Origin of the sequence: Phenylobacterium sp., assembly GCF_044236515.1 — a bacterium.
Classification (GTDB): Bacteria; Pseudomonadota; Alphaproteobacteria; order Caulobacterales; family Caulobacteraceae; genus Phenylobacterium.
This window is the reverse complement of record NZ_JBIIGK010000236.1, coordinates 1-3,256: the sequence shown is the minus strand read 5'-3', so window position 1 is coordinate 3,256 and position 3,256 is coordinate 1. Positions and strand designations below refer to the sequence as shown.

The 3,256-nt window shown below is 70.9% G+C and carries 6 protein-coding genes; 4 read left to right on the top strand and 2 right to left on the bottom strand.

From position 1 onward, the window contains the following. From ACILRF_RS15635 to ACILRF_RS15625, 3 genes are all read left to right on the top strand, one after another. The coding region (locus ACILRF_RS15635) for a 7-cyano-7-deazaguanine synthase (protein WP_395674517.1) at positions 1-266 on the top strand (266 nt) is incomplete at its 5' end. Continuing rightward, positions 263-895: a 7-carboxy-7-deazaguanine synthase gene (queE, locus tag ACILRF_RS15630; protein WP_395674515.1), complete on the top strand. Its 633-nt coding sequence runs from the start codon at positions 263-265 to the stop codon at positions 893-895. The genes ACILRF_RS15635 and queE, both read left to right, overlap by 4 nt. A 28-nt stretch (positions 896-923) precedes the next feature. After that, positions 924-1,298 carry a 6-carboxytetrahydropterin synthase gene (locus tag ACILRF_RS15625; RefSeq protein WP_395674513.1) on the top strand — a complete coding sequence of 125 codons (375 nt, stop codon included), beginning with the start codon at positions 924-926 and terminating at the stop codon, positions 1,296-1,298. On the opposite strand, the gene ACILRF_RS15620 is transcribed toward ACILRF_RS15625, so the two are convergent. Together ACILRF_RS15620 and aroC are read right to left on the bottom strand one after the other, a co-directional pair. Beyond that, positions 1,295-1,486 carry a hypothetical protein gene (locus tag ACILRF_RS15620; RefSeq protein ID WP_395674511.1) on the bottom strand — a complete coding sequence of 64 codons (192 nt, stop codon included), beginning with the start codon at positions 1,484-1,486 and terminating at the stop codon, positions 1,295-1,297. The two genes, ACILRF_RS15625 and ACILRF_RS15620, sit on opposite strands and share 4 nt — an antisense overlap. 61 nt (positions 1,487-1,547) lie before the next feature. Beyond that, positions 1,548-2,672 (bottom strand): chorismate synthase, encoded by a 1,125-nt coding sequence (aroC, locus tag ACILRF_RS15615; protein ID WP_395674509.1) that lies wholly within the window; start codon positions 2,670-2,672, stop codon positions 1,548-1,550. Positions 2,673-2,747: 75 nt separating this feature from the next. Between aroC and pdxH the strand changes: the two genes are divergently transcribed. Then, positions 2,748-3,256 (top strand): pyridoxamine 5'-phosphate oxidase (gene pdxH / locus ACILRF_RS15610; protein WP_395674508.1); only part of this gene is annotated, 509 nt, incomplete at its 3' end.

Genomic DNA, 3,256 nt, shown 5'->3' with positions numbered 1-3,256 from the left:
CGCTGAACCTCGGGATGGCCCAGGACTTCGTCATCGAAACGCCGCTGATGCGCCTGACCAAGGCCGACACCTGGGCGTTGGCGCAGGGGTTGGGCGGCCAGACCCTGGTCGACCTGATCCTCGAGGACAGCCACACCTGCTATCTCGGCGAGCGCGACGTGCGTCACCCCTGGGGCTACGGCTGCGGGACCTGCCCGGCGTGCGAGCTGCGAGCGCGCGGCTACGACGGCTGGCTGGCCGAGGGGCGGCCGGCGATCCGCGCATGAGCTACGCCGTCAAAGAGATCTTCCTCACCCTGCAGGGCGAGGGCGGCCAGGCCGGCCGCGCGGCGGTGTTCTGCCGCTTTGCCGGCTGCAATCTCTGGAGCGGGCGCGAGCAGGACCGCGCCGAGGCCGTCTGCACTTTCTGCGACACCGATTTCGTCGGGATGGACGGCCCCGGCGGCGGCCGGTTCGCCGACGCCGACGCCCTCGCGGACGCCGTTGCCGCGGCCTGGGAAGGCGGGCCGCACGACCGCCTGGTGGTGCTCACCGGGGGCGAGCCGATGCTGCAGGTCGACGCCGCCCTGACCGCGGCGCTGCACGCCCGCGCCTTCTCCATCGCCATGGAGACCAACGGCACCCTACCCGTGGCCGAGGGCGTCGACTGGATCTGCGTCAGTCCGAAATCGACCGCGCCCGTCGTCCAGACGCGCGGCGCCGAGCTGAAGCTGGTCTACCCGCAACCCAACGTCGATCCGGCCCGCTTCGAAGCGCTGGATTTCGACCGCTTCCTGCTGCAGCCGATGGACGGGCCGGACCGCGAGGCCAACACCCGCGCGGCCATCGCCTATTGCCTTGCGCACCCCCGCTGGCGTTTAAGCGTGCAAACCCACAAGTACCTCGGCATCGCCTGAGGCCCGTCCTCGGCCGCCCAGCAGACCCATGACCGCACCCGTCTTCGAGATAACAAAGGCCGCGACGTTCGACGCCGCGCACTACTTCGCCGAGGGGCCGGAGCACCGGCCCTACAAGAACCTGCACGGCCATTCCTTCAAGGTCGAGGCGACGGTCGCGGGCGTGCCGCAGGAGCCGGTCGGCTGGGTCGCCGATCTCGCCGACCTCGATGCGGCCCTCAAGGGCGTCGCGGCCGAGCTCGACCACGGCCTGTTGAACGACAAGCCGGGCCTCGACCGCCCGACCCTCGAACATATCTGCCTCTATTTCGCCGAGCGCCTGAAGCCGCAGTTCCCAGGCCTGTCGCGCATCGTGGTCTCGCGCCCGACCATCGGCGAAAGCTGCGCGATGCGGGTCGCCTAGTCCTCGTCGTCCCCGCCGCCGGGGATCACCGCGCCGACGACCATTCCCGTGCCCTTGGCGGTGGTCTTCACCGCCGCGCCGGTGACGGCGGCGGCCGTCCCGACTACGGCGCCGGTGGCCGCGACGGCAAGGCAGCCGGACAGGCTGAACGCGGCGCAGGCGAGCAGGGCGAAACGCAGGACGGTCATCGATGACGCTCCAGAACAGGCCGGCGCAACCTGCCCGAAAACGCGCGCCGAATGATGGCGCCTAGCTGCGGCCTTTCGCAGCGGGCTGGAAAGCGCCGCCGCCGGTCTGGCCGCGATGGCGCAGGAAGGCGTCGGCCAGCACGCAAGCGACCATCGCCTCCACCACCGGTACGGCGCGGATGCCGACGCACGGATCATGCCGGCCCTTGGTGCGCAATTCGACCTCCTCGCCGCGCTCGTTCAGCGTCCGCCGCGGCGTCAGGATCGACGAAGTCGGCTTGAAGGCGACCCGCGCCGTCACCGGCTGGCCGGTCGAGATGCCGCCCAGCACGCCGCCCGCGTGGTTCGACAGGAACAGCGGCGCCCCGTCGTTCCCGATCTGCATTTCGTCGGCGTTGTCCTCGCCGGAATAGGCGGCCGTGGCGAATCCCGCTCCGATCTCGACCCCCTTGGCGGCGTTGATCGACATCAGGGCGGCGGCTAGCTCGGCGTCGAGCTTGCCGTAGATCGGCGCGCCCCAGCCGGCCGGAACGCCCGTCGCTTCGACCGCGACCACCGCGCCGGTCGACGAGCCGGCCTTGCGGATCTTCTCCAGGTGCTCTTCCCAGACCGGGACCATCTCGGGATCCGGACACCAGAACGGATTGTCCTCGGTGCGGGCGAAATCGACGCGATCCGGCGCCACGGCGTGCGGGCCGATCTGGACCACCGCGCCGCGGATCGTAACGCCGCCCAGGATCTTCCGCGCGATGGCCCCGGCCGCGACCCGCGCCGCAGTCTCGCGCGCCGAGGACCGGCCGCCGCCGCGATAGTCGCGCACGCCGTACTTGGCGAAATAGGCGTAGTCGGCGTGGCCCGGCCGGAACGCCTGGGCGATCTCGGAATAGTCCTTGGAGCGCTGGTCGACGTTCTCGATCATCAGCGAGATCGGCGTTCCGGTCGTCACCTGCCCGCCGCTGCGCTCGTCTTCGAACACGCCGGACAGGATGCGGACGGCGTCCGGCTCCTGGCGCTGGGTGACGAACTTGCCCTGGCCGGGCCGGCGCTTCTCCAGCCAGCCCTGGATGTCGGCCTCGGTCAGCGCCAGTCCCGGCGGGCACCCGTCCACCACGCAGCCCAGGCCCGGCCCATGACTCTCGCCCCAGGTCGTCACGCGGAACAGGTGGCCAAAGGTGTTGTGCGACATGGCCGCGCTTCTAGCCTGTTCCGGGGAGGGGCGGCAAACCGAGACACCTGAACGGCCCGGGGTTATATCCCGCGCATGACCGACGACGCCCTGATCCCGCCCTCGCCGAGCGAGGACGACTACGTCAAGCAGGTGGCCGCCGCCGAGCCCCCGCCGCTGCTGTCGGAGGAAGACCCCTTCGCCCTGTTCGGCGAGTGGCTGAAAGAGGCCCTGGCCAAGGAGCCGAACGACGCCAACGCCATGGCGCTGGCCACCGTCGACGCCGACGGCCTGCCGGACGTGCGGATGGTCCTGCTGAAGGACCTCGATCCGGCCGGCTTCGTCTTCTACACCAACCTCGAAAGCGCCAAGGGCCGGCAGATCGCCGCCAGCGGCAAGGCGGCGCTGTTGTTCCACTGGAAGTCCCTGCGCCGGCAAGTCCGGGTGCGCGGGACCGTGACCCCGGTGACGCCGGAGGAGGCCGACGCCTATTTCGCCACCCGCGCCCGCGCCTCGCAGATCGGCGCCTGGGCCTCGGACCAGTCGCGGCCGCTGCCGGACCGCCGGGCGCTCGAAAAGCGCATCGCCGAGTTCGGCCTGAAGTT